The organism is Yersinia massiliensis (assembly GCF_003048255.1).
Classification (GTDB): domain Bacteria; phylum Pseudomonadota; class Gammaproteobacteria; order Enterobacterales; family Enterobacteriaceae; genus Yersinia; species Yersinia massiliensis_A.
Window position 1 is genome coordinate 3704081 of the sequence record NZ_CP028487.1, and the last position, 26097, is coordinate 3730177.

Here is a 26097-nt window from a genome sequence, read left to right on the forward strand (position 1 = left end):
CAACAGCGCACGATTCTAGCATCTAGACCTTACAGTGTCTGAAAAATGCCGTGATTTGAGTCAAGCAAATGCAAATCATTTCCCACTAACTTCTGTATATATTCGGTAAAAGCGCATTATTAAGTCACCTTTACCGAGTTGGTATTTATTTTATACAAAACATATATTGCTAAAAATTTTCTGACTGATAATCTGCGCCTATAAATCAGAAAAGTTAGTGGCATCTAATAAATATAAGTAGGAATAATAAATGGGCAAAGTCGCGTTGTTGTTTGCGATGATAATTTGTTTGCCTGCGGTATCCTTCACCAGCTCAGCCAGTGAGCCAGTGGCGGTGTCCAAAGAGCTTAAACAGCAATTACTAGGGTCATCGGTCTATATTCAGATCTTCAAAGAAGAACGTACTCTGGAATTATATGCCAGATTACAGGGTGAGTATCGCCTGGTACAAAGCTATCGCATCTGTGAATTCTCAGGTGGCCTTGGCCCGAAACGCCGTGAAGGTGATTTCAAAAGTCCGGAAGGTTTTTACACTATTGATATGCGCCATTTAAAACCCGATAGTAAGTTTTATCGGGCAATCAATATTGGCTTCCCAAATGAATATGATAAGTCTCAGGGTTATTCAGGGAAATATCTGATGATCCATGGCGCTTGCAAATCAATTGGCTGTTATGCAATGACAGATGCCTATATGGACGAGATATTTAACTACGTGCAAACGGCATTTATCTTCGGTCAGGAAAAAGTCGATATCAGTATTTATCCTTTCCGAATGACAGAGCAAAACATGCAGCGCCACCGAAACTCTTCAGATTACAATTTCTGGCGTCAATTACAGCCGGGATATACCTATTTTGCCAAAAACCGGATGCCACCAGCGGTTTCAGTCGTTAACGGGCAGTATGTACTGAGCCGCCCGCCGCTTTCCAGCGAACCGGCATCCCAGTACGCTTTGACCAAATCAAATTTGCTCACCAAAACAGAATAATGAAAATTCACCTGGTGCAATTTTGTGCCAGGTTTCATTGACTGTCAGAGGCTGCGTGGCGATCACCGTGACCACATCATTGGGTGTGGTTTGGCGCTGAAAATCGATTTCAACATCTTGATCCAGCAACGTCGCTTTGCCGAAAGGCGCACGGCGGGTTATCCAATATAAATTGGTCGAACAGAACGCCATCACAAAACGCCCGTCCGAGAGCAACATATTAAACACGCCTTTTTTGCGCAGCTGCTCGCATAGCGTTGCGATATAGCGAAATACGGCTGGCCAATTACTGGGGGTTCGCGGGTAACGCTTGGCTAATTGATTTAGCAGCCAGCAGAAAGCATATTCGCTATCAGTCTGGCCAATAGGCCGGAAAGTCCCAGTATCTAATTGACGATAGCCCTTTAGCTGCCCGTTGTGAGCGTAAGTCCAGTTTCTGCCCCACATTTCGCGGGTAAACGGGTGAGTATTTTCTAACGCCACTTCCCCTCGGTTGGCCTGACGGATATGCGAAACCACCGCACAGGATTTTATCGGATAATCTTGTACCAAGCGGGCAATTGGCGAGTTAAAACTTGGTTTGGGATCTTTAAACGTGCGGCAACCATTACCTTCATAGAAAGTAATGCCCCAGCCATCTTTATGCGGGCCTGTTCCCCCACCTCGTTGCACTAGACCGGTAAAACTAAAGCAAATATCCGTGGGAACATTTGCGCTCATCCCGAGCAATTCGCACATAACTAACCTCCCGCTTAGACCTTTAATTCTTGTTGTTGCAGCGGTGTTAGCTGCGTTTTTCACTTACCAGACACTGTTTTTACCAGACACGGTTTCGTTGAGGGTGATTCAAGGTGATCAACACCACTCGTTTCAGCGTTGATCACCTCAGCACATCAGGCTTTTACCATCTCTTTTTCAATCAACTGAATCAAGATATGAATCGCCTTGATATGAATTTCCTGAATGCGATCGGCATAACCGAAATGCGGCACTCGGATTTCGATATCCGCTGAGCCCGCCATTTTACCGCCATCTTTACCTGTCAGGGTGATGACTTTCATGCCCTTAGCGCGAGCAGCTTCAATCGCTTTAATGATGTTGCCTGAATTCCCTGATGTAGAAATGCCCAGCAGGACATCCCCCTCACGGCCAACAGCTTCAACATAACGCGAGAAAACATAGTCATAACCAAAGTCATTACTGACACAAGAGAGATGGCTAACATCTGAGATCGCAATCGCTGGATAACCAGGGCGATTCTCACGATAACGGCCAGTCAATTCTTCAGCAAAATGCATGGCGTCACAATGGGAACCGCCATTCCCGCATGACAAGACTTTGCCACCCGCTTTAAAAGAATCAGCCAACAGGACGGCTGCGCGTTGAATAGCATCGATGTTTGCATCATCTTTCAGAAAGTTTGCCAGCGTGTCTGCTGCTTCGTTCAATTCACTGCGGATTAAATCGTGGTACATGGGAGCCTCTTTTATAGTCCTATGGCATCAATATTTTCCTGTGTCAGTGTACCGGATAGCATAAAAAGCGAGAAGCGCTGTGATGCGTTACAGGAAAGAGTTTTCACGAGGATTGAGAACAAATTGTGAGATGAGTTGTAAATAGCATGTAATGGTATTGATAAAAATAATGAGATGGACTAAAACAAATGTATCACTCAACAGGTCAGACCTCCTACATCTCAGGAGCATTATTATGATGGTTCTTAGCATTGTTGCCTTGCTGGTTCTTATTGGTGTGTTGTTCTATCACCGGGTGAACCTCTATCTCAGTAGTTTGATTCTTGTGGTCTACACCGTAGCACTAGGTGCGTCGCAGTTATGGTCATACTGGGTACTATTGCCACTGATGATTGTTTTACTGCCTTTGTTGCTCACACCGGTGCGCCAATCACTGTTTTCTGCGCCGGCATTGCGCATGTTCCGTAAAGTTATGCCTGCGATGTCACGGACTGAAAAAGAAGCCATTGATGCCGGCACTACTTGGTGGGAAGGCGATTTGTTCCAAGGTCAACCTGACTGGAAGAAATTGCACAACTACCCAAAACCACAGTTAACCGCAGAAGAGCAAGCGTTTATCGATGGGCCTGTTGAAGAAGCCTGCCGTCTGGCAAATGACTTCCAGATTACCCATGAATTGGCCGACTTGCCGCCAGAACTGTGGGCGTATCTGAAAGAAAAACGCTTCTTTGCGATGATCATTAAGAAAGAGTACGGCGGTCTTGAGTTCTCGGCCTATGCGCAGGCTCGGGTACTGCAAAAACTGTCGGGCGTATCAGGTATCTTAGCTATCACCGTGGGCGTACCTAACTCCCTTGGCCCCGGCGAACTTCTACAGCATTACGGGACTGAAGAACAAAAGAATCATTATCTGCCAGGCTTGGCCCGTGGCGATGAGATTCCATGCTTCGCCCTGACCAGCCCAGAGGCCGGTTCTGATGCTGGCGCAATTCCCGACACTGGCACCGTTTGCATGGGGGAATGGCAAGGTAAACAAGTGCTGGGCATGCGCCTGACATGGAACAAACGCTATATCACCCTTGCACCTATCGCCACTGTACTCGGCTTAGCCTTCAAATTATCGGATCCTGAGCATCTGTTGGGTGAAACCGTTGATTTAGGGATTACTTGTGCATTGATCCCGACTAACACCCCAGGGGTAGAAATCGGTCACCGTCACTTCCCGCTGAACGTGCCTTTCCAAAATGGTCCGACACGCGGCAACGATATCTTTGTCCCCATTGATTACATTATCGGTGGGCCAAAAATGGCCGGTCAGGGCTGGCGTATGCTGGTGGAATGCCTGTCGGTGGGCCGCGGTATCACGCTGCCTTCGAATGCCACAGGTAGCCTGAAAAGTGTGGCGATGGGGATCGGTGCTTATGCCTATATCCGCCGCCAGTTCAAAATCTCCATCGGTAAAATGGAGGGGATTGAAGAACCATTGGCACGTATCGCGGGTAACGCCTATGTGATGGATGCTGCTGCCACCTTGGTCACCAGCGGCATTATGTTGGGTGAGAAACCGGCGGTATTATCGGCCATTGTTAAATATCACTGTACCCACCGAGGCCAGCGCGCCGTGATGGACGCGATGGATATTGCGGGGGGTAAAGGTATCTGTCTGGGCCCAACTAACTTTATTGCCCGTAGCTATCAGGGTGCGCCAATTGGTATCACCGTTGAAGGTGCGAATATCCTGACTCGTAGCATGATTATCTTCGGTCAAGGTGCTATTCGTTGCCATCCATTTGTCCTTGATGAAATGGCAGCGGCACAATCTAACGATGTCGCGGCGTTTGATAAAGCCTTGTTTGGGCATCTGGGCCATGTTGGCAGTGCCAAGATCCGCAGCTTCTGGTTGGGTCTGACTGATGGCCGTACTAGCGCTACACCGGTGAAAGACAGCACTCGCCGCTATTACCAGCAGATGAACCGCTTGAGCGCCAATCTGGCCTTGTTGTCAGATGTCTCAATGGGTGTACTCGGCGGTAGCCTGAAGCGTCGTGAACGTATTTCCGCTCGTCTTGGCGATATTCTCAGCCAATTGTATTTGGCATCAGCGACACTGAAACGCTATGAAGATGAAGGCCGCCAGAAAGAAGATTTACCGCTGGTCCACTGGGGCGTTCAAGATGCGCTGTACCAAGCGGAGCAAGCGCTAGATGACTTACTGCGTAACTTCCCGAATGGTTTGATCGCCGGATTGATGCGCTTCGTCGTCTTCCCATTTGGCCGCTCACATCAGGCACCATCAGATAAGTTGGATCATCAGATAGCGCAATTGTTGCAAGTGCCATCAGCAACCCGCAGCCGTATTGGTCGTGGTCAATACCTGACACCGAGCGAGTTTAACCCTGTCGGTTTACTGGAAGCCGCATTGCAGGATGTCATTGCAGCAGAACCGATTCATAAGCGCCTGAGTAAAGAAGCCGGTAAGAGCCTGCCATTTACTCGCCTTGATATGCTGGCAAAACGCGCGCTGGCTGAAGGGAAAATCAGCGCAGAAGAAGCGGCAGTCCTGACTAAAGCCGAAGATAGCCGTCTGCGTTCAATTAATGTCGATGAATTTGAAGCAGATGAATTGGCCGTTAAACCAAAGGTAAAGCAGTCAGCGAAACCACGGCAAACTGAAGCCGCCTAATCATTTATATTTGTGTCTATTCAAGCCCCCAATCACTGGGGGTTTCAGACTACTGATAAACACTAACTCGATCTGAAACGGTGAGGACAGGCAGAAAAGTAAAGCGTCCGCGCCATCAGGGATGATTTTACGGCGTCTTTATGATCTGCTTGTCCTCTCCGCAATCGGCACTTTTTCAGCTATCTCGAGCTTTTTTATTGTTTCATTCCCCCTGCAACTCATCCAGCAAACCACGGACGATCCCCCCAAACTGCTCAGGCCTACCGGTAAACAACACATTATCAGGCTGAATCTGTAACAGTTGGCGGCGCAAACCATGACGCCACTCGATATCCGTTATCAGGCGCACCGCAACGGCAATATAGTCTGCCAAGCTATGAGTAATCAGGGTTTCAGCCAAACCCAAACGGCGAAAAAGCCCTTCATCAATATGCTCATGCACTTCAGCTCCGCTAAGACAAACACCGGGAAGCCCCTGACGCACAGTATCCACGATGCCATTAGTGTTACCGAAGGGGAACGGGTTAATAAAAAGGTCGCACTGATTGATCACCTGTAAGTAATCCAAATATTCCAGATGCTCATAGACGATGGCCTGTGGAACAATGTTAGTGACCGCTTTTTCCATCACGCGATGGCTAATACCCCAGCAAAATCCCACCAGAAAATGAAACACAACAGGTATAGCCGTTCGTTGGGCGATGGCAGCGCAAGTGGCCAAAAAACGTGGATTTATCTTCATGGCAGAGGCACAAACAGCAATATGCACTGCGGGGCGCTCAGCAAAATGCTCAATGGGGTTAGGCTGGTTGATATTCGCTGGCGGCACATAGGGTAGGCAGTCTTTAGGCAACGGAACCACTTTTTCGGAGAAACACTCGATATCCCCAAGATAATCCTCTTCCACTAACACCGCATCTATATAGTCAGAGTGTGTCGTTGCAGGGTGACCAAGAGCCATCACCTGTAACGGCGCGAGTCGAAGATTGGTTAAGGCAACCGTCAACGGAAACATCCCAACACTGGGGAAATAGATCACATCTGGCTGTAATTTTTTCGCTAATGCCACAATCGCCTCGACCGCACCCACTCGATTCACTTCCGTGAACTCATCAAAAACCGTCTGAGTGATATCATCAGTGGCCTCAGCGAGGGTGACACCATGAGTAGAAAACTGCGCGCGAGCGGCTCGTAGGGTACTGGAATGTGTTCGATAGATAGAATGACCACTGTTAAACCACTCTAAGATCACGAGCATTAATGGTTTACTGCGAGATGGCGGGGGGATGTGGCTATCAGATAGCCCATTTTGAAGTAGCGTCTGACGCAAATGAAGATTGATACTACGTTTTATCCGGTGCTTTTCTGCCCTATCAGCATAGCTACAATGCATATAAACATCATGCAAGATACGTTCTGGTAGCTGCCCGAGGCCCACTAATGTTAACAGTTTTTCCGGTAACCAACCGAGTAAAAACTCACGCTTTGCATGCCCTGCCGCACTGGGTAACATTCTTGGCGATAAGAGTGCCAAACACAGTGCAGCGGCCGCCTGCGGATTAAATTGCCACAATATATCCGGCTGAAGTGGCACGCTCGATTCTGGCAGATACATCAAGCAAAACTTCAGGAAATTATTGCGCTCAAATCGAAGAGGATGCGCAGACCCTTCCCCCTCCTGATTGAGATTAGTAATCACATGATCGGCATGTCCAAACGGGGAAGCAGCGAATATTAAGGCGATCCAACGATGGAAATTGATCAATTGTAAAAAGCCCGTATCTGAAATAATGAATCCCGGATCAGAGAACAAGTTTCCAATGGCCGCGGCCAAGCGATTACAATAGTGTTCCTGCTGCTGTTGTGGCTGTTGATTGAGGGAAAATACATCCCAACGCCCATAATGAGCATCCAACTCTTCTAGCAAAAAGATCAGCATTCTCCCCGCCGCTTCATAGCGGCGAGTACAGACTAAGAACTCAAAATAAGATAATGAAAATTCTGCTGGGCGCTCAATGACGGGCGCAACTTCCATTGGTTCTTCCACCCTTTCCCCCTGACGGCGCCCTATTCTTGGCGACATGTTGATGACAGTGGTATCCATTTCCCGAGCACATGCTCATCGCAACCTGTTGTTTCAGTGGTTGTCCCTTCTGGGACACAAATGTTGAAGCTGATATTGCCAACACTTTCTTGCCCAGATGAAAGTTGATACGCCGTCAGTTGAGAAGAAAGAGGAGAGTGATGGCCGTCAAGAGTGCTGAGGATCTGATCGCGTTTTCTCAGCAATGAAAAAGGAATCACCCACGCTTGCTCATTAGCCTGGGCGGTGATTTCTCGCGAGGTAGGCGACGGTTGGCCCGAATTTTGGGCAGAATTAATATTGCTGCGAGGATCGCTTCTTTCGATAATCTGACCATTAATCACGACATTGTTGCCGATAAATGCGGGTGCCGCGATATGAACAGCAGTTGGGTGGGTAGTCGTATTGCCGAGAATCGCGATTTCGTTGATAAAGGCATTATTATTGAGGAAGATACCCGCATTATTGGCGGAACTGCCATTCATCCCTCCCCCCGTCAAGACGGCATTCACATGTACGCCATGCCCCCGATCAGTCGCGTTCCCCTCAATTGTGGTATTGCCTTTATTGGTTACTGCACCGTTAGGAATATCCACGCCATGCCCATCGCTCGCCTTCCCCGCGAGCGACACATTATCCAGCGTATTGTTGCCGCTAAGCTTCACGCCGGTACCGCGATCACCGCTGGCATTGCCGGTCACGCTCAGCAGATCTGTCGTCTCTGCCCCCGTCAGCTCAACCTCATTACCCACCGCCACACCGGTACCGTTGGCCGTGTTGCCCTGAACGCCACTGCCATTACTGCCGGTAATATTGGCATGGATATCCAACCCAGCCCCCTCTGTGCTGCTGCCGTTGAGAGTGGCGTTATCCAACACTGAGTCACCCACCACTTTCACGCCACTACCATTGGCTGAACTGCCATTAACCGTGCCGCCAGTGATAGCACCATTGAGTCGTACTCCGTCACCCTCCGTCGATTTACCGTTCACCGCCGTATTGCCATTATTGATGATTGGCCCACTGATATTCATGCCAGTGCCATTCGTGGCTTCACCCGCCAGCGACACATTATCTAACGTATTGTTGCCATTAAGCTTCACGCCAGTGCCGCTATCACCGCTGGCATTGCCGGTCACGCTCAGCAGATCTGTCGTCTCTGCCCCCGTCAGCTCAACCTCATTACCTACTGCCACACCTGTGCCGTTGGCCGTATTACCCTGAACGCCACTGCCATTACTGCCGGTAATATTAGCGAGGATATCCAACCCAGCGCCCTCTACGCTGCTGCCGTTGAGGGTGGCGTTATCCAACACGGTCTCACCCACCACTTTCACGCCGCTGCCATTGGTTGAACTGCCGTTGACTGTCCCGCCAGTGACTGCGCCATTGAGCTGCACTCCGTCGCCCTCCGTCGATTTACCATCAACAGTCGTATTACCATGATTAACTATTGGCCCACTGATATTCATGCCGGTGCCATTCGTGGCATCACCCGCCAGCGACACATTATCCAGCGTATTGTTACCGTTAAGCTTCACGCCGGTGCCGCTCTCACCACTGGTGGTGCCGGTTATCTCAAGCAAATCTGTGGTAGCTCTACCAGTAAGATCCACATCATGACCAACATTCACGCCGGTGCCATTCACCGTATCGCCAAGCACCGCGCTGTTTTCACTGCCCGTCAGATTGCCACTAATATTCACGCCCGCGCCATTAGCACTGTTCCCCGTCAGGGTGGTGTTCGCCAGTGTCGTTTCACCACTCACTCTCACCCCAGTGCCGTTTGCCGAGTCACCACTCACCACAATGTCGGCCAGCATGCCACTGACCTCTACCCCGGTACCGGATTCAGATGAAGTACCACTAAAGGTTACCTTGCCTTTCCCTTTGTTAGTCACTGGGCCGATGATCGCCAAGGCGGTACCATTCACCGTGTTACCACTGAGGCTAGTGTTGCTTAAATCATTATTACCCTGGAGTTTTATCCCCGTTCCCGCCTCTGCTATCGCCGCACCCTGCAGCGTCAGAAGATCAGCCTGACTGGTGCCAGTCACATGTAAATTTTGCGCGATATCAATACCAACACCGGTGCCATCGGTGGTGCCATTGATACGGCTTTGGTGTACCCCTTTGATGTCACTGGTTATCTCAACGCCTTTGCCATTCGTCGTGCTGCCATCGAGTGTTGAATTATCTAAGACGGTGAGCGTAATACTGTTGGTGTTAAGCGCTGAATCAATTTTCACCCCGCTGCCATTCATCGAAACACCCGCTAATGTGCTATTTAATATCGTGGCATTACCACTCACTCTCAGACCTTCGCCCTCAGTTGAATTACCGGTGATATTAATGCGATTAATTTGATGCTCTGAATTGAAAATATACGCGCCGATTCCTTGGATACTTTTCCCATCTATTTTCACCGAGCCGTTACTATTATTCTCGATGCCAGAAAGCGCGATGCCCGAGCCAGTATCGCTACTCCCTTTGATTAAAGTGTCACCCTCACCGTTTAATATCAGGGTGTTATTATTGGTTGAAAAATCAAGGCCTGTGCCACTGACTGAACGCCCATCCATCATCAATACACCATCATTATTCACGGTTAATGGGGTCGAATCAGAATGAATGATGCCATTACTACCCGCGCCTTCAGTCTCCCCTTGGAAGGCGATATTCCCCCGAGTAAATAACGTGGTGTTGGTTCTAAATCCTATTCCCGCGCCCTGAGCCGTATTCAGTGCTTGACCAATAACTGTCCCGTTCTTAGCATTGATGGTGTTATTTCCCTCCAAGCTTAATGCCGCACTTTGCGCATCAGGTAATGCCGATAATGTTTCTGCATTCACAGAGACATTCCCCACTGTGGCATTCAAATCAAAATTAACTAAATGCACATAGCCAGCGCCCGCAGATGATCCGTTAATCTCAATATTATTCCCAACAGAGGTCAAACTGGTATTTGAGATAGCAATAGAAGTGCTTTGATGGCTGCTATTGCTGCTTTCACCTATCAGGGTGATATTCCCTTGAGCAGAAATATTATTAAGTAAAGTATCTGAAGCACCTTGAATAGTGATCCCTGTGTCGCTTCCACTTGATATGCCAACAAAAGAGATATTGCCAGTAGCCCCTAATGTTGTATTTGAATTTAGCCAAATCCCTTTATTCGTCGAAGTTACATTCGCATGAATATCCCCTAGCGTTGCCGTCACCTGACTATTATTCAATAAAATACCATCAGCGCCAGAAACGTTACTTGCCAGACTGACATGTTGACCACTCACGGTTGTACCATTGAGCAATACTGCTTGGTTAGTAGACGTCAGAATAGTGCCATTAAAACGGATATCCACATCGCCAGACTTAGCCGTAATAGTCGAATCATCAAAAGCTAGACCTCCCCATGCACTACCATTGGCCTGAAATGAGATATTTTTCTCGCTGCTAATTGTCGCATTTGAAAATGAACTGACCCATGTCACTTTAGAATTTGAGGCTAAAACGAAGGTCATATTACCGGCACTGGCGAGTGTGGAATTATCGGATATCTCGATACCCCGCCACCCTTGCCCATTACTATTGCTGCTCTCGCCCAATATTTTTGCTTCACCCACCACAGTAATATTCGCTGACTGACTGATATTCACCCCAATTTGTGAGGCTACACCAGAATTCCCTTCTAGCGTCAGGTTACCGACAGCATATTGCCCGCCCATGAGGATAATACCGGCCGTGTTATTTTCTTTGGCATGCTTAGCGAGGAGATCACCTTCATTCAATATCACACGACTATGATTTAAAGTAATGGTGGAATCGACTGTCGAATTACCTGACAATAAATTAAGATTTAATTTTCCCATACTAGAAGTAATATTATTATCAATCTCAATATTGCCATCAGCCAGTAATGTTAGCGTTGCCTCTGTACCCGCTGTTTTATTGATATCTGCACTGAGTGTGATATTGCACCAGCGACAATTATCAACCAAATCTCGATTACTGGTTGTAATAGTGACATTTGATCCTGCATCAAGCTGAGCATTAATACTGCTATTTAATATTTGAGAAACGTTTGCCGTCGGGGTGAAAACCTGTGCATTTGATACATACCCTGCTGGAATCTCACCAGTTTGAATAGATGTTCCACTCTCATTACCATTGCCAACAATGGTCACTTCAGCCGGATCAAGCAACCAACGCCCCTTGCGGCCGTTGGGGGAAGCCACATCAACCTGACCCAAAGCGGTTAAAATCTGCGCGCTGGAGGTTTCCACCTGCCCACCCTGCCCTGATTGGCCTCTGCCTCTAGCCGCGATATTCCCCTCAAAATGGGTGTACCGTTCAGACCACAACACCACGGTTCCGCCCGACCCGAGACGGGAGGCAGAAGCATCAATATGCGCGCCTTTTTCCATGACGACAGAATGAGCATTCCCTATCTGACTTTTTTTGCCCTGCCAATCCCCACCGACCAAAACGGTGCCTTCCCCAGCAGATCCAGTAGCATCAATTTTGCTGCCGGTGACCAAACGAATGCGTTGCCCCTCAAGAACCGCCCGCCCCCCACGTCCCTGTGGGTTACTCACATCGATCGCCCCTCGCTGGCTTATGACCCCGTCATCCCCACCATCGAGATGAATAACGCCCATTTTTTCGATTAATCCGCGTGCCTGTAAAATACCGGTGTTATCAATCACGGTATCCATTAATGCCTCTTTACCATTTGCCGTCAGTTGAATAACACCGCCATCGGCCCTCACTAACCCTCCATTCTGTAGCAACGTCGCCACTTGCCTACCCTGAATTTGTACACCGATTAAATTGCCCTCATCCAGATTAAGAGTGACGTTTTGCCCAGCCGTAAAGAGCGTTTTCCCCTGGGGGGTATCAATAAAGCCTGAGTGTTGGTTATCCACCTGCAACCCAACCAGCGCGATATACCCCCCTGTGGTAGCACTTAAATTGGCTTGGTTGACGACGCGCCCCTCGAGTCTGCTACTTGTCAGCTTGTAATTTTCACCAATAAAATCCTGATTTGACATTGACTTAGTGCTAGCAACTAGCCCCCTCACATTCACTTCCGCGCCTTTCGCGAAGAGAACACCATTCGGATTGAGGAGAAAAACCTGCCCATTCGCATTAAGCTTGCCGTGTATTTGTGACCCGTTGTTACCCAATACGCGGTTCAAGACAATACTCTGGCTACTCGGCTGGTGATAAGTCACACTATGCCCTTTAGCAATGTCGTAGCTGCCCCAATTAATGGCTAATTTGTCGGTTTGCTGTGTCACCGTAAGAGCACGGTTATCAATATTCATTTCACCTAGCCCAACAACAATATTGCCGTTAACGGGTAAGGGGGGATGAGCTAATAGTCGCCAAGGCAACGTACCTAAAACAAATCCCACTAGCATGGCTAAGCGACTTAATATTCCTGACTTAGGATTTTTATCTTTAATCAATGCCCTGCTTGCCGATGAAAACGATTTGCCACAGGCGCGTATGAACTCCCCCACAGCGACTAAACATCCCAATCGGTGGCAGAAAATAAGTTTGTACAATTTACAGTTCATGATTCACATCCAATAAATCGACAGATATGCCGGTAAGCGCTAAAACATTTTGTAAGCGCTGAGCCAAAACTGATCGTTATCCGGATTGCGTGCCACAGCCTGACCGGTTCGATGCGCCCAAATCAAATTCAAGGAATAATCGGCTGGACGTGCGAAAGTAAGATAGGAACCAAACCCTGATAAATTAATATTATTTTCGGACAGGTTCGCGATAGGTTGGCGATAATAAGCCCCCCAGCCCTGATCAAAGAATGCGGCAAAGGTAATGTGATTTCCCTCCCCCACCCATACGGGCAACTTAGGTTGCCATCGAGCCCGTAGCTCTGTCGTGAACAACACGCCTTTATCCACGGAGCCTTCACCAATACCATAGGCTCGCACCGCTAATGGCCCGCCCAATAATAACTTTTGTGAGCTATCCAGATTTTTACTGGCCATTTGCCCACTCAATTGGTTGAAGAAAAAGAAATAAGGTCCAAGTCCTTGGTCATGAGCAACACGATAATTCAAACGTGCAAAGTCACCACTAATATTGGAAACGCTATTGATGATTTGGCTATATTCGTCATCCAATGAAAGATGCCCAACCGTCCCCAGTAAATTAAAATGGCTGATTCCACGATATAATGCAGAAAAGCTACCACCCACCCCTATTTCACCTGCGTTAAGATTTCGCTTTTGTTCGGGAATAATAATGAGCGAATCACGCATTTGGCTGTAATAGTACCCGATACCCGCATCAATCCTCGCTGCGGAATGACGTATCCATGGATGGCGTAAATTAGCCCCCCATGTATTGGCATGACCATGTGCATTTAAAGGTTCGAATGGTCCAGTCAAGGTATAATTGAGATGGCTATAATCAAGTACCGCGCGAGTGCCATAACTATTAATTGGAAAGTTATAATCTAATCGCCCATTAAAAACGTCTGTGGAACTGGATACAATAAGATCTGCACGCAGTTGGTCGCTCCAACCCGTCAGGTTATTGACGGCCCCTCCCATTAATAACCGGTTATGCCCAGAATAATCATTCCCTTGATTATCCAGCCCGAGGTAACCCATGGCGATTTTGTCTGGCGTAATGTCGGCATAGATTCGTGTCGTGCCTGGTTCTGTACCGGGTTTCAAGGCCAAAGAAGCTGCGATACCGGGCATTTCATTGAGTATGAGTGCCGTACGCTCGAGATGTGATAATTCTGCGGGTGAAGCCGAACAATCTTTCTCACCGAAAAAACCTACTTGTTTAATGCAGCTATTACTTTCGATTACCGTGGTGGCAAATAGCGAATTTAGACGACTCTGATTATTCACGTCAGGTTTATCTAATCTTCCTGCAATCACATGTACGACAACAATACCATCACGAACCCTTTGCGGGGGTAATATTGCCTGAGCCGCGATCCATCCTTGTTGGCGATAAAAACGCGTTATTGCCAAGACCATCCTTTGTAAATCCGAAAATGTTAATGAACGGCCTAGCCAAGGAGCAATAACGGCTTGTAGTTTTTGATCACGCCCTGCGGAATATGACTGCTTGGCAGACAATAAGAATGTATCGCCCTCTATTCGTACCTCGCGTAAAGTGACTTTACTTGACACATTAGGGCTATCAACGATCGAAAAGGGAATTGATCGCGGAAGTACAATTTCTGCCGAATGAGGCGCAAGTAATGGCTCTATCGTCGTTTGCCGTATTTCATTGCCAATCGCGCCCGCATTAGGCACCTGTCTTGTTGGCGGCGCAGAAATGAGTGATGAGCAAAAAAAAACAATAATAAGTATTATGCTAATCTTCAATAATTGATGAGGAAATAAATTTTCGGGACAAAGAAAATGTCGCATACCAATACGCTCATATATTTTAGGAATAATACCAACCAAAACAATAACCGTTATTATTATTTATTGTTGGCCCGATAAATTAACCGCATCCAATTGGCAATTATATTGGCTATAAAAAACCCAGTAATAGGTATCACTTTCGTGAATTTAATTTACCCTTTGGGGTATCAGCCTAATGTAGCGGAGATATTTATCACAAATAGTTATTTAAGATAAAAAATAAATCAATAACATTAAATAATAGTAAGTTATTATAAAATATAATTTCAAAAAAATATCACATGATATTAATTGCGGGATAACAGCATAAGATAATGAATACTATGGAGTAAAAATAAAAACCACATTCAATTATAAAAAACAGAATAAAATTAATATAACGAAAGGTTATAAAAGAATATCAAAATAAAAAAACAAGACTAACATACGGTACAAAGTACATGTCAACTCCTTATTTATAATATATAAAAATAAAAACCTGCGTTAATTAGCAGGTTTCATGGATGGCAAATACACTTATTCTCGCGTTGATAACAGCGGCTTAGCTATCCATTTTGGCGAATGCGAGACACTAAGTCATTAATTCCATCAATATGTGGTGCAGCTAATATTAGTGTCGCCCCCAATCTCAGTGCTTGGCGTTGGCAAGCGCGACGCATCTCCTCATCAGCAATGTTGTCTAAATCAGCCACATGAGCCAGACCAATGGTGCGACGAATTAATTCACTTCCGCAATAACCAATCGTATCGACCCAAACCTGTTGCAGAAATTGCTGCGCATAACCTGGTGTCGCCAATACCGAATCTTGCGTTTTTTCCTGACTTAATGCTAAAAAGCGGTGGGCAAATGTATCCCAAATAAGGTGAATATCCGCAAGTCGTTGCTCACGGCCTGCTGCCGCATCTCGTGGGCCAGACAAACCCGGTAATCCACAATAATTAAGCAGTAAATTCCCTAATGCAGTGCCAATATCAAATCCGATTGGGCCATAGAAACCAAATTCAGCATCGATGGCTTTAAGACGCCCCTCGGCAACAAAAATTGACCCACTGTGAATATCCCCGTGCAGCAGTGCTTCTGCCTTAGTGAGGAAGCGATGTTTAAGTGAAGCCACCGCCAATTTCAGTGCGCTATCCTGCCGTAGTGCCAACACCTCCGGTAAGAGTACTGGGTCAAAATTATTACGCTCATGATCGATATACGGGTCAGTAAAGAACAGGTCTTCGGTGATTTGGCACAATTCAGGGTTGGTATAGCGGCTCACGGCGGCTTTTTTGGCTTGTGCTGACTGATAAAAGTCAGATGTATGGAACAGGGTTTGCGCCAGATATTCGCCAAGTTGTGATGCTGCTTGCGGGTAATATTTCCCTTGAATCAGTTCACTGCGCCATATTTGATGGTCGGATAGATCTTCCTGCACCATAACAGCCAGTTCCGCATCGTGATGCAGGACATTCACCGTATGCTCTGGGCAGAATTGACTATGTGTCAGCAAAGTCTCGGCCTCAATTCTGGCGCGATCCAACGTTAATGGCCAAGATTCCCCCACACAGCGCACATAGGGCAGCGCCTGTTTAACAATGACCTGACTAACACCTGCGGCATCACGAATTTTAAACACGAGATTGAGGTTACCGTCCCCAATTTCATCTGCTGCAATCAAGGTCTGTGGATCAGCCACTTGACCAAATTGGCGAGCGTATTCAACGGCATCTGCAGCAGTAAAGGTATAGTAGCGCGACATTCTCAACCTCTTTATTCTATTCTGATTCTGTTCTACTCACCGCCAACTATTTACTTAGCCGTGAAATCATTATGCGTTAAAGTAAAAATATTTCTTATTTAGGCGTAAAAGCGTATGGACGTCTATACATCTGAAATGCATGTTGGCAGAATTAGAAACCAGATGCAATAACGCAACATGGATTTAACTGACAATGCAGAACTTTAACAGGCACGACTCACAGACCAGCGATTTACAGATAATCGATTTACAGACCACCCATTTACAGACGACCAGCTTAAGAATTGTTGATGGTCAGCTCTGGATACTTGATCAGCAGGCACTGCCACAACGTCAGGTATGGCTGCTAGCCGATACAGTGGCATTGCTGATTGAGCATATTCAAACTTTGCGAGTCCGTGGAGCGCCGTTGATTGGGTTATCTGCTAGCCTCTTACTCGCGTTGTTAGCCGCTCGTGGTTTGCCGCAAGCTCAACTTGAACAAGCTTTAATTGACTTGCGAGAATCTCGTCCTACTGCCGTTAATTTGATGAACAATCTGGCACGGATGCAACAAGCTCTGCTGCAAACCGATTGGGTGACGGCGATGGCTCATGAAGCACTACGTCTCGTTGATGAAGACCGCGAATTGTGTGAGCGCATTGCTCAGCATGGCGCAGCATTAGTGAAACCGGGCAGTAACCTACTCACCCACTGTAATACCGGAGGTTTAGCCACTGCGGGTATCGGTACCGCTATCGGCGTGTTACTGCGTGCGCATCAACAAGGCAATGTCCGTCAGATCTGGGTCGATGAAACTCGTCCCTTATTGCAAGGCGGGCGGCTAACCGCGTGGGAATTGGGTGAGTTGGGTATTCCATATCAGTTGATTTGTGATTCGATGGCGGCCAGCTTGATGGCACAGGGTCAAGTGGATGCCGTTTGGGTCGGGGCGGATCGTATTGCCGCCAATGGTGATGTCGCGAATAAAATTGGCACTTACAGTCTTGCGGTGCTCGCACATTATCACCGTATTCCTTTCTACGTTGCCGCCCCGCATACCACTCATGACCCCGCCTGCCCTAACGGCGCGGCAATCCCCATCGAACAGCGTGCAGCCAGTGAAGTGATGGGTGTCTCGGGGAGTTTTGGTCATTGCCAGTGGGCACCGCAGGATGCCGCCGTGTATAACCCAGCGTTTGATGTCACGCCAGCGGCATTGATCAGCGGCTGGGTGTTGGATAGCGGTGTTATCACTCCAGAGCAAGTCGCCGCCGGATACTTCCAGCCGCATCAAGCTGACAGATAAATCCTCAACGTCAAACTGACAAACAAATCCTCAAAGTCATTGGCGTTGCAGGTAGGCAGCAAGCAAACGCATCCCGATGAGCTGACACTCGTCAGTGATTCGGGTAAGTGAGCGAAGCTAACAACCCTGCAGCGCCAAGCACACCACCGAAATCCTCAAAGTCATTGGCGTTGCAGGTAGGCAGCAAGCAAACGCATCCCGATGAACTGACACTCGTCAGTGATTCGGGTAAGTGAGCGAAGCTAACAACCCTGCAGCGCCAAGGACGAAGAGGATTACTTCAAACGAGGATAATGACTCGCTATCCCATCCCCGGTAAAATTCGCCACCCACCCTTCAGGATTATCAAACACCCGAATGGCGGTAAAATTCGGCTCTGACCCCATGTCGAACCAATGGCGTGTATTGGCGGGTACGGACAGTAGGTCATTCTTTTCACATAAGATTTGGTATATTTTTCCGTTCAGATGCAAACAGAATAGCCCAAAGCCCTCGACGAAGAATCGTACCTCATCCTCACCGTGCGTATGCTCAGACAAAAATTTCTCACGCAATACTTCGCGCTGCGCATTGTCAGGCCGCATGCTGATCACATCCCAACTCTGATAGCCCTTCTCAGCCACTAGCCGGTCAATTTCATGCTGATAAGCCGCGATCACCGTCTCTGGTTGTGGATTCTCTCCCAACTCACGATCGGCTTGCCAACGCTCAAAACGCACCCCAATCTCGGTCAGTTGTTGCTGGATTTCACCAGCATCGACGCTCTGCCACAGCAGCTCTTCGGGCTGCTGGTCACTGTAAATCGTTAATCCGCTCATGTTATTTTGTCCTTTTTCGCGCGTTAAATGGCTAAATCGATCTGATCGAAACGGTTTACTTGGCGGTGACGGCTCTCACTATCGGGGAGATCACGAATTAGCTGACAGGTATGCCAGCCTGCGAGCTGTGCCGCATCCAGTTCTTGGCGGATATCAGATAAAAACAGCAATGATTGAGGCGCAATGCCTAGCTGGTTGGCGATATTTTCGTAAGCACTCACTTCTCGCTTAGCCCCAACATGGGTATCAAAGTAGCCGCTGAATAAGGGGCGTAAATCCCCTGCATCACTGTAACCAAACAGTAATTTCTGCGCGGCAACCGAGCCAGATGAATAAACATAAAGCCCCACTCCTTGTTGTTGCCAATCAGCCAATTGTTGAGCAACCTCGGGGTACAAATGACCGCGAAAATCCCCTTGCAGATAGCCTGTGCGCCAGATGATGCCCTGAAGGGCTTTTAGCGCGGTGGATTTACGATCTTCATCCATAAATTGGTGTAAGGCCGCGATCAGCGTATCAAGATCTGCGTCTGGCTGCGCCAGTTCACGGCGTAAATCCGCCAGCAATGCAACAATCTCGTCTTCTTGCTGATGCTCAAGCAGGAAGGAAGTCAGCCGTTCGCGTGCATAAGGGAATAAAACTTGATGAACGAAACGGATGTCCGTGGTGGTGCCTTCAATATCAGTCACAATGGCCTGAATCATTTAGCCTCCAGATTTGAGGGGGTAGCTTCAAGCAACCGCCGTTGCAGTTCACACTGGAACAAAAACTCCAGCCCTTCTAAATGGCGACGAGCCTCAGCCACACTCGCTCCCCAGCAATATAGGCCATGACCGCGCACCAAAAAACCGTATTGCAATGGCCGGTTATCCGCTAAAGCCACAACGCGCTGCGCCAAGGCAGGAATATCCTGATCGTTATCAAAAATCGGGATCACAACGCTGTCTAAGTGGCTGCGCTGCCCTGATAGCGATTTTTGCATTTCATAGCCTTGCAGCACGAGTGCATTACTGCGTTCGACCCGTGATAGCACCGTAGCATTCACCGAATGAGTGTGTAATACCGCATTGATTTGAGGATCCAGGCGATAAAGCAAGGTATGCAGACCCGTCTCTGCCGAGGGGATACGACCGCTAGGGACATGGTTATTGGCGGTTTCCACCAACAAAAAATCATCGGCAGTCAGGCTGCCTTTATCTTTGCCTGACTCGGTGACCCAACATTGCTCTGAATCTATCCGCAGGGACATATTACCGCCAGTCGCCGGGCACCAGCCCTTTTCGCCGATCCAGTGGCAGGCGGCTAACAGCGCGCCAAGTTGTGCATTTTCTGTCATTGCATATCCCGTAGTGGTGTTGGTGTGCCATGACAGGTTGCCACGACAATCAGCCTGACGACGATGCTTAGCACATTATTATCTATGCTTAGCAGAAATACGTCATTTAGCCGTTTATACATCTAAGCGTCTTGATTGCCAAATATTAACATCGTGTTATATTGGCGGCAATATACAGCATCAGGAGTTGCCCCCTGCCATGAGCACTTTATCATTTATTCCAGACAGCAAATTGCCCACACAAGGCACAACAATCTTTACACAAATGAGTGCCTTGGCGCAGAAACACCAAGCAATTAACTTGTCGCAGGGGTTCCCAGATTTTGATGGTCCTGACTATTTAAAACAACGTTTGGCTTATCATGTCAGCCAAGGCGCTAACCAATATGCCCCGATGGCAGGCGTCGCACCGCTGCGAAATGCCATCGCCGAGAAAACCGCCAAAGTCTACGGCTGGCAACCGGATGCTGATAACGAAATTACGGTTACGACTGGGGCGAGCGAAGCGTTATTTGCGGCGATTACCGCATTAGTGCGCCCCGGCGATGAAGTCATTTGCTTTGACCCAAGCTACGACAGCTATGCGCCAGTGGTTAAATTGGCGGGTGGTATTCTCAAGCGTATTGCACTTAAGCCCCCAGCGTTTAACACCGATTGGGCTGAGTTTGCCGATCTGGTGTCAGAGCGTACGCGATTGGTTATCGTGAATACCCCCCATAATCCGTCAGCGACCGTATGGCGTGCGGCAGATTTTGAGCAACTGTGGCAAGTGATTGCCGAGCGCAATATTTATGTGCTTAGCGATGAAGTGTACGAGCACATCTGCTTTAGCGCCGCAGGCCATGCCAGCGTACTGGCGCATGCGCAATTACGCCAACGGGCCATCGCGGTTTCCTCGTTCGGTAAAACCTTTCATATGACCGGTTGGAAGGTGGGTTATTGCGTCGCACCCGCGGCTATCACTGCTGAAGTCCGCAAAATTCATCAATACCTGACATTCTCAGTTTGCACACCAGTGCAATTGGCACTGGCCGATATGCTCAATGCCGAGCCTGAACATTGGCAACAATTGCCCGAATTTTATCGTGCACGCCGCGATCGCTTCGTTCATGCGCTGTCCACCAGCCGCCTGAAAATCTTGCCAAGCGAAGGAACCTACTTCTTGTTAGCGGATTACAGCGCGATTTCAGATCTTGATGATGTTGAATTCTGCAAATGGTTGACTGAACAGGTGGGTGTGGCCGCCATTCCGTTATCGGTATTCTGTGAAGGCCCCTTCCCCCATAAACTGATCCGATTGTGCTTCGCCAAACAGGATGCCACGCTGGATACCGCTGCGGAGCGATTATGTCAACTTTAAAGCTGGCTCTGCTGCAACAGCCGTTGGTTTGGTTAGATGCGCAGGCAAATTTGCGCCACTTTGACATGCTGCTAGAGCCATTGCGCCAATACGATGTGATCGTCCTGCCCGAGATGTTTACCACCGGTTTTGCCATGAATGCGGCAGAAAATACCTTGCCTGAAGCGGATATTGTCACTTGGTTACGCTACTGGTCTCGCCAAACAGATGCGCTGATCGGCGGGAGTGTGGCGGTGAAAACGCCCAGCGGTGCCGTCAACCGTTTCCTGCTGGTCGAACCTAGCGGCAAAGTTCATCACTACGATAAACGCCACTTATTCCGCATGGCCGGTGAGCACCAATCTTATGCGGCGGGAACAGTGCGCACCCTGGTTGAATGGCGCGGTTGGCGGATTTTGCCGCTAATCTGCTATGACCTGCGTTTTCCGGTGTGGTCTCGCAATCAGCAAGACTATGATTTAGCGTTGTATGTGGCGAATTGGCCGAGTGCGCGTGCGAAAGTTTGGCAAACCTTACTGGCGGCTCGTGCAATGGAAAACCAAGCATACGTTGCAGGGTGTAATCGAGTGGGCCACGACGATAACGGCCATCACTATCAGGGCGATAGCCTGATTTTGGATATGCAGGGTGAGATTCTAGCCCAAGCTGAACCCGAACAGGCCGCCGTATTGGAAGCAGAATTGTCGCTGGAAGCACTAAAAGCTTACCGTGAGATCTTCCCTGCTTGGTGCGATGCCGACAAGTTTTTAATCGTGTAATGGCGGTCAAAAACGGATAGTTGTTGAAATTGATAGTGGCTGAGATTGATCGTCGCCGAAAACTGAAAATTGCCGACAACGGATCATGATTGTCGGCATCTAAATTTTACTGCATTAGGGAGGCGTCACGCCATTCTCGGCCTGATAGACGCCCCACGCAGCCTGCAATCCCGCTCCCTGAACCGTGGAAAAGCCGAGGCGGTTCAATACCGCTTCGAGCGCAACCAGTGTCAACATCACGCAATCTTTACGAGCGTTATACCCCATCGTGCCAATTCGCCAAATTTTGCCTTTCAGCGGCCCGAATGAAGTGCCAATTTCGATACCAAAATCATTTAGCATCAATTGCCGTACTTGTTCACCGTGGATCCCATCTGGAATGATGACCCCAAGCACATTATTCATGCGGTGTTGCAGATCACCAAATACCGCCAGTCCCATCCCTTGGACGCCAGCCAGTAACGCAGCGCCGTGCAAAGCATGGCGAGCAATCCCGACATCTAGCCCTTCCTCTAAAATGATGCGAGCGCATTCTCTTGCGGCAAACAGCATACTGGTCGCTTCAGTGTGATGATTGAGCCGCTCTGGCCCCCAATAATCCATGATCATGCCCAGATCAAAGTAATTGGAGTAAATCATCTCCTCATCGCCGTCAGTGTGTTCTTGCGTGCGAATCCCTTGCTCAATACATTTGCGACGACGTATTTGTTCGGTAAATTGTGGACTAAGTGTGATCGGCGCGCTGCCAGATGGCCCTCCGAGACACTTTTGCAATCCAGCCGACACCGCATCTAGCCCCCAAGCATCGGTTTCCAATGGATTTCCGCCCAAAGAAGCGGTCGCATCGGTATAGAACAACACCTGATGGCGACGGCAAATTTCACCTAGCTCAGCCAATGGCTGCAACAGAGTGGTTGAAGTATCCCCTTGTACCGTCAACAACAAGCGCGGGCGCACTTGCTTGATAGCATCTTCAATACGGTCTGGGCTAAACACTTCACCCCATGGCACTTCAATGGCATGAACCTCGGCGCGGCAACGGCGGGCTATCTCACACAATAAATGGCCGAAACGGCCAAAGACCGGTACCAGCACTTTATCGCCGGGGCGGATAATGGATAACAACACCGCCTCGATACCGGCGCGGGAAGTGCCATCAATGAGCATTGTCCACGGGTTTTCAGTACGAAAAACACCGCGATACAGTGCCATCACTTGATTCATGTAATCGGTCATGGCCGGATCGTATTGCCCGATGAGTTGGCTGGACATTGCACGTAACACGCGAGGGTCAGCATTGATGGGCCCCGGCCCCATCAGTAAACGTGCCGGTGGATTGATTTGGCTGAACAATTTTCCTTGCATCTCCAAACGCGCATTTGCTTCTGACATAAAAACAGACCTCAAATCATTCCACTCAATAATCCATCACCCTATCCCACTGGGAGGGAATTAGAAATGCATCCGGTTCGAAATGAATTCGTCAAAGTTAAATTATCACTTGGTTTATCATTATTAATTATCTAATACTGTCCGACTTCTTCATTCAGAATACTGCATCATGAAACAAAAAATCCAAAATGCCGGTTTAAGCCCTACCTTGATCGTCTTGATGTCGGTCGCGACCGGACTAGCGGTAGCCAGTAACTATTATGCTCAGCCGCTACTGGAAACCATCGCGCAAGCCTTTAATCTCTCAGTCAATCAGGCCGGATTTATCGTGACGGCCGCCCAGCTCGGTTATGCCGTCGGGTTGATGTTTTTGGTGCCACTGGGGGATATGTTTGAACGCCGTGGGCTGATCGTGGGTATGACGCTATTGGCAGCCGGTGGCATGCTGATCACCGCGATGTCACAAAACCTCACCATGATGATTGTCGGTACCGCGCTTACCGGGTTGTTCTCCGTCGTGGCCCAGCTATTAGTGCCTTTAGCAGCCACATTAGCAGCACCAGAAAAACGCGGCAAAGTGGTTGGTATTATCATGAGTGGCTTGCTGCTGGGGATTTTACTGGCACGGACCGTCGCGGGCGCTTTAGCCTCCATCGGCGGCTGGCGCACAATTTATTGGGTCGCGAGTGCGCTGATGTTTATCATGGCATTGGTGTTGTGGCGTTACTTACCTCGCTATAAACAGCATTCTGGCCTGAATTACGGCCAATTGCTTGGCTCCATTTTCGCTTTGTTCATCCGTACCCCAGTGCTGCGTACCCGTGCGCTACTCGGCGCATTCTCTTTTGCCAACTTTAGTGTCCTATGGACCTCAATGGCCTTCTTACTGGCCTCACCACCATTCGGTTATTCCGAGGCAACTATTGGGCTATTTGGCCTCGTCGGCGCGGCGGGGGCATTGATGGCAACAAAAGCCGGTCAACTGGCTGATAAGGGAAAAGCCCGCATCACCACCAGCGTTGGGCTGGGATTACTGTTGCTGTCATGGATACCTATCGCTTTAGGGCAACATTCAATCATCGCGCTGATTATCGGCATTGTCGTACTCGATCTGGCGGTACAGGGAGTACATGTGACCAACCAGAGCGTGATATATCGCATGATGCCGGAAGCCAGAAACCGGTTAACCGCGGGCTATATGACCACTTACTTTATTGGTGGGGCATTAGGTTCGTTAATTTCGGCGGCGGCTTACCAACACGCTGGCTGGTATGGGGTTGCCACCGCAGGCTTGGTACTGTGTGTATTGAATATCGCCACTTGGTTAGCGGGTAAAAGATTCGATCCCGCAGCCGATCACCCTGTCGAATAACTCAATTAGTTAGCTAGCTAATAATCGAGGCAGATATAAATTTGGGTTATAGGGTATTAAGACAATTCGCACTCTGTTAATGTTACACCATGTATTTTATTACCCTATGAATCCATTTTTATGCAAAGCCAAATTACCGATGCCCCTCCGGCGGCTCAGCCAACGGCCACCTTTATCGAGGGGATTACCGACAGCTTACCCATCGTTATTGGCTACCTGCCGGTGGCTTTTGCTTTTGGTCTCAGTTCGGTAAAACTTGGTTTTAGTCCGTGGGAAGCTATCTTCTTTTCTTGCATCATTTATGCGGGTGCCAGCCAATTTGTCATCACTGCGCTATTGAGCGCCGGCATGTCTTTGTGGGTTTCAGCCTTGACCGTGATGGCAATGGACATACGCCATATTTTGTATGGACCAGCCCTCAAACACCGAATTTTGGCAAAACTCTCTGGTAAAAAAACAGCTTTGTGGGCCTTCGGTTTGACCGATGAAGTCTTCGCCGCCGCAACGACAAAACTCATGAAAGACCAACGGCGCTGGAGCGAAAATTGGATGCTCGGCATTGCGGTTACCTCTTGGCTTTCTTGGGTGGCAGGTACGGCTATCGGGGCGATGTTTGGCAATGGCCCACTGGAGAACTTCCCCGCCATTGAAGCCTCACTCTCTTTTATGTTACCGGCACTGTTCCTGAGTTTCCTGCTGGCGTCATTTAAGCGCCAATACAGTCTGACGGTTATTGCTTCGCTGACAGGGGCATTACTGGGTGCACTCTTGTTCTCTATCCCCGTCGCGATTTTAGCGGGTATTGGGGGCGGATGCTTAGCGGCCCTGCTTCAACCCACACCTGAAGTGAGTACCGAACAGGATAAGGCGCGTCAACAGGAGTCAGCACCATGAATACGGATGTTTTGATCATCGGTTTAGTCGTGGGAACCGTCAATTATTTGTTCCGCTATTTACCCTTGCGCTTAGGGCCAGCACGTAAGCAAGCAGGTTTGCAGCGGGGGAAAATATCCCTGCTACTCGACAGCATTGGTATCGCCTCAATCTGCGCCTTACTGGTGGTATCCAGTACACCAGAGATCGTCCATAACCCGCAGAAGCTCATTCCTACACTGATTGGTTTTTTGGTGATTTGTGGCTGCTTTTATAAAACCAACAGTATTATTTTCGCCACATTACTCGGCGCACTCAGTTACGGTCTAACATTCAAGCTACTTATGGTTCTGTCATAACAATTTGCCTGAATTGTGAGTTGAAACATAATATCCCTACAATTAATGATACCAATTACTCGCTAACAGTGACTGAATAACACTAATTGCTAAATATTTATCGAATTATACCGTTTACATTATTAATAACTATCGTTACT

19 protein-coding genes are annotated in these 26097 nt (G+C 48.4%); 9 read left to right on the forward strand and 10 right to left on the reverse strand.

Going from position 1 to position 26097, the window contains the following annotated elements; translation table 11 throughout:
* Positions 1–250 precede the first annotated feature (250 nt).
* A complete protein-coding gene (dpaA, locus tag DA391_RS17290) occupies positions 251–991 on the forward strand; it encodes a peptidoglycan meso-diaminopimelic acid protein amidase (protein WP_050083505.1) in 741 nt (246 codons plus the stop codon).
* Here the strand turns inward: dpaA and DA391_RS17295 are convergent.
* Both DA391_RS17295 and lpcA read right to left on the reverse strand, forming a co-directional pair.
* Entirely contained in the window at positions 965–1729 is a 765-nt protein-coding gene (locus tag DA391_RS17295; protein ID WP_019212971.1) for a class II glutamine amidotransferase, read from the reverse strand. The two genes, dpaA and DA391_RS17295, sit on opposite strands and share 27 nt — an antisense overlap.
* A gap of 155 nt (positions 1730–1884) precedes the next feature.
* Positions 1885–2466 (reverse strand): D-sedoheptulose 7-phosphate isomerase, encoded by a 582-nt coding sequence (gene lpcA / locus DA391_RS17300; protein WP_004707432.1) that lies wholly within the window; start codon positions 2464–2466, stop codon positions 1885–1887.
* A 235-nt stretch (positions 2467–2701) separates the two neighbouring features.
* Here lpcA and fadE point away from each other — a divergent pair, with 235 nt between their 5' ends.
* Complete coding sequence (gene fadE / locus DA391_RS17305; protein WP_108088022.1) at positions 2702–5149, forward strand: acyl-CoA dehydrogenase FadE; 2448 nt, start codon at positions 2702–2704, stop codon at positions 5147–5149.
* Between the two features lie 202 nt (positions 5150–5351).
* Here the strand turns inward: fadE and DA391_RS17310 are convergent, their stop codons facing one another.
* The 4 genes from DA391_RS17310 to mtnK all read right to left on the reverse strand — a co-directional run bounded on the left by DA391_RS17310 (position 5352) and on the right by mtnK (position 16401).
* Complete coding sequence (locus DA391_RS17310; protein ID WP_240624836.1) at positions 5352–7184, reverse strand: glycosyltransferase; 1833 nt, start codon at positions 7182–7184, stop codon at positions 5352–5354.
* A 32-nt stretch (positions 7185–7216) separates the two neighbouring features.
* The gene (locus DA391_RS17315) at positions 7217–12811 is read right to left on the reverse strand and encodes a filamentous hemagglutinin N-terminal domain-containing protein (protein ID WP_108088023.1); all 5595 of its coding nucleotides are present in this window, start codon (positions 12809–12811) and stop codon (positions 7217–7219) included.
* A 39-nt stretch (positions 12812–12850) separates the two neighbouring features.
* Complete coding sequence (locus tag DA391_RS17320) at positions 12851–14656, reverse strand: ShlB/FhaC/HecB family hemolysin secretion/activation protein (protein ID WP_108088024.1); 1806 nt, start codon at positions 14654–14656, stop codon at positions 12851–12853.
* 545 nt (positions 14657–15201) lie between these two features.
* Entirely contained in the window at positions 15202–16401 is a 1200-nt protein-coding gene (gene mtnK, locus DA391_RS17325) for an S-methyl-5-thioribose kinase (RefSeq protein WP_057645803.1), read from the reverse strand.
* 193 nt (positions 16402–16594) lie between these two features.
* Between mtnK and mtnA the strand changes: the two genes are divergently transcribed.
* Together mtnA and DA391_RS24615 are read left to right on the forward strand one after the other, a co-directional pair.
* Positions 16595–17689, forward strand: a complete 1095-nt coding sequence (gene mtnA / locus DA391_RS17330; RefSeq protein WP_050083500.1) for an S-methyl-5-thioribose-1-phosphate isomerase — start codon at positions 16595–16597, stop codon at positions 17687–17689.
* Between the two features lie 107 nt (positions 17690–17796).
* The gene (locus DA391_RS24615) at positions 17797–17925 is read left to right on the forward strand and encodes a hypothetical protein (protein ID WP_261373793.1); all 129 of its coding nucleotides are present in this window, start codon (positions 17797–17799) and stop codon (positions 17923–17925) included.
* Between the two features lie 39 nt (positions 17926–17964).
* Here the strand turns inward: DA391_RS24615 and DA391_RS17335 are convergent, their stop codons facing one another.
* The 3 genes from DA391_RS17335 to DA391_RS17345 are packed head-to-tail and all read right to left on the reverse strand — an operon-like array spanning position 17965 to position 19843.
* Entirely contained in the window at positions 17965–18507 is a 543-nt protein-coding gene (locus DA391_RS17335) for a 1,2-dihydroxy-3-keto-5-methylthiopentene dioxygenase (RefSeq protein WP_050287038.1), read from the reverse strand.
* Between the two features lie 23 nt (positions 18508–18530).
* The gene (gene mtnC / locus DA391_RS17340) at positions 18531–19211 is read right to left on the reverse strand and encodes an acireductone synthase (RefSeq protein WP_050083498.1); all 681 of its coding nucleotides are present in this window, start codon (positions 19209–19211) and stop codon (positions 18531–18533) included.
* Positions 19208–19843, reverse strand: coding sequence for a methylthioribulose 1-phosphate dehydratase (locus tag DA391_RS17345; protein ID WP_108088025.1), 636 nt, complete (start codon positions 19841–19843; stop codon positions 19208–19210). The genes mtnC and DA391_RS17345 overlap by 4 nt, the downstream gene beginning before the upstream one ends.
* 199 nt (positions 19844–20042) lie before the next feature.
* Here DA391_RS17345 and DA391_RS17350 point away from each other — a divergent pair, with 199 nt between their 5' ends.
* A complete protein-coding gene (locus tag DA391_RS17350; protein WP_108088026.1) occupies positions 20043–21203 on the forward strand; it encodes a pyridoxal phosphate-dependent aminotransferase in 1161 nt (386 codons plus the stop codon).
* Positions 21191–21961 carry an amidohydrolase gene (locus tag DA391_RS17355; protein WP_108088027.1) on the forward strand — a complete coding sequence of 257 codons (771 nt, stop codon included), beginning with the start codon at positions 21191–21193 and terminating at the stop codon, positions 21959–21961. Before DA391_RS17350 ends, DA391_RS17355 begins: the two co-directional genes overlap by 13 nt.
* Before the next feature lie 114 nt (positions 21962–22075).
* Here the strand turns inward: DA391_RS17355 and DA391_RS17360 are convergent, their stop codons facing one another.
* Complete coding sequence (locus tag DA391_RS17360; protein WP_240624747.1) at positions 22076–23353, reverse strand: pyridoxal-phosphate-dependent aminotransferase family protein; 1278 nt, start codon at positions 23351–23353, stop codon at positions 22076–22078.
* A gap of 169 nt (positions 23354–23522) precedes the next feature.
* On the opposite strand from DA391_RS17360, the gene DA391_RS17365 reads away from it, so the two are divergent.
* From DA391_RS17365 to ygaH, 3 genes are all read left to right on the forward strand, one after another.
* Positions 23523–24725, forward strand: a complete 1203-nt coding sequence (locus tag DA391_RS17365) for an MFS transporter (RefSeq protein WP_050287046.1) — start codon at positions 23523–23525, stop codon at positions 24723–24725.
* 120 nt (positions 24726–24845) lie between these two features.
* Positions 24846–25619, forward strand: a complete 774-nt coding sequence (locus tag DA391_RS17370) for an AzlC family ABC transporter permease (protein WP_050083492.1) — start codon at positions 24846–24848, stop codon at positions 25617–25619.
* Positions 25616–25957: an L-valine transporter subunit YgaH gene (gene ygaH / locus DA391_RS17375; protein WP_108088028.1), complete on the forward strand. Its 342-nt coding sequence runs from the start codon at positions 25616–25618 to the stop codon at positions 25955–25957. The genes DA391_RS17370 and ygaH overlap by 4 nt, the downstream gene beginning before the upstream one ends.
* Positions 25958–26097 lie beyond the last annotated feature (140 nt).

What these genes read in the sequence shown, in the direction of transcription:
- fadE (WP_108088022.1), top strand. Translation starts at nt 2,702, where the DNA reads ATGATGGTTCTTAGCATTGTTGCCTTGCTGGTTCTTATTGGTGTGTTG.
- dpaA (WP_050083505.1), top strand. Translation starts at nt 251, where the DNA reads ATGGGCAAAGTCGCGTTGTTGTTTGCGATGATAATTTGTTTGCCTGCG.
- DA391_RS17310 (WP_240624836.1), bottom strand. Translation starts at nt 7,184, where the DNA reads ATGGAAGTTGCGCCCGTCATTGAGCGCCCAGCAGAATTTTCATTATCT.
- ygaH (WP_108088028.1), top strand. Translation starts at nt 25,616, where the DNA reads ATGAATACGGATGTTTTGATCATCGGTTTAGTCGTGGGAACCGTCAAT.
- DA391_RS17315 (WP_108088023.1), bottom strand. Translation starts at nt 12,811, where the DNA reads ATGAACTGTAAATTGTACAAACTTATTTTCTGCCACCGATTGGGATGT.
- DA391_RS17360 (WP_240624747.1), bottom strand. Translation starts at nt 23,353, where the DNA reads ATGTCAGAAGCAAATGCGCGTTTGGAGATGCAAGGAAAATTGTTCAGC.
- DA391_RS17350 (WP_108088026.1), top strand. Translation starts at nt 20,043, where the DNA reads ATGAGCACTTTATCATTTATTCCAGACAGCAAATTGCCCACACAAGGC.
- DA391_RS17320 (WP_108088024.1), bottom strand. Translation starts at nt 14,656, where the DNA reads ATGCGACATTTTCTTTGTCCCGAAAATTTATTTCCTCATCAATTATTG.
- lpcA (WP_004707432.1), bottom strand. Translation starts at nt 2,466, where the DNA reads ATGTACCACGATTTAATCCGCAGTGAATTGAACGAAGCAGCAGACACG.
- mtnA (WP_050083500.1), top strand. Translation starts at nt 16,595, where the DNA reads ATGCAGAACTTTAACAGGCACGACTCACAGACCAGCGATTTACAGATA.
- DA391_RS17355 (WP_108088027.1), top strand. Translation starts at nt 21,191, where the DNA reads ATGTCAACTTTAAAGCTGGCTCTGCTGCAACAGCCGTTGGTTTGGTTA.
- mtnC (WP_050083498.1), bottom strand. Translation starts at nt 19,211, where the DNA reads ATGATTCAGGCCATTGTGACTGATATTGAAGGCACCACCACGGACATC.
- DA391_RS17365 (WP_050287046.1), top strand. Translation starts at nt 23,523, where the DNA reads ATGAAACAAAAAATCCAAAATGCCGGTTTAAGCCCTACCTTGATCGTC.
- DA391_RS17345 (WP_108088025.1), bottom strand. Translation starts at nt 19,843, where the DNA reads ATGACAGAAAATGCACAACTTGGCGCGCTGTTAGCCGCCTGCCACTGG.
- mtnK (WP_057645803.1), bottom strand. Translation starts at nt 16,401, where the DNA reads ATGTCGCGCTACTATACCTTTACTGCTGCAGATGCCGTTGAATACGCT.
- DA391_RS17335 (WP_050287038.1), bottom strand. Translation starts at nt 18,507, where the DNA reads ATGAGCGGATTAACGATTTACAGTGACCAGCAGCCCGAAGAGCTGCTG.
- DA391_RS17370 (WP_050083492.1), top strand. Translation starts at nt 24,846, where the DNA reads ATGCAAAGCCAAATTACCGATGCCCCTCCGGCGGCTCAGCCAACGGCC.
- DA391_RS17295 (WP_019212971.1), bottom strand. Translation starts at nt 1,729, where the DNA reads ATGTGCGAATTGCTCGGGATGAGCGCAAATGTTCCCACGGATATTTGC.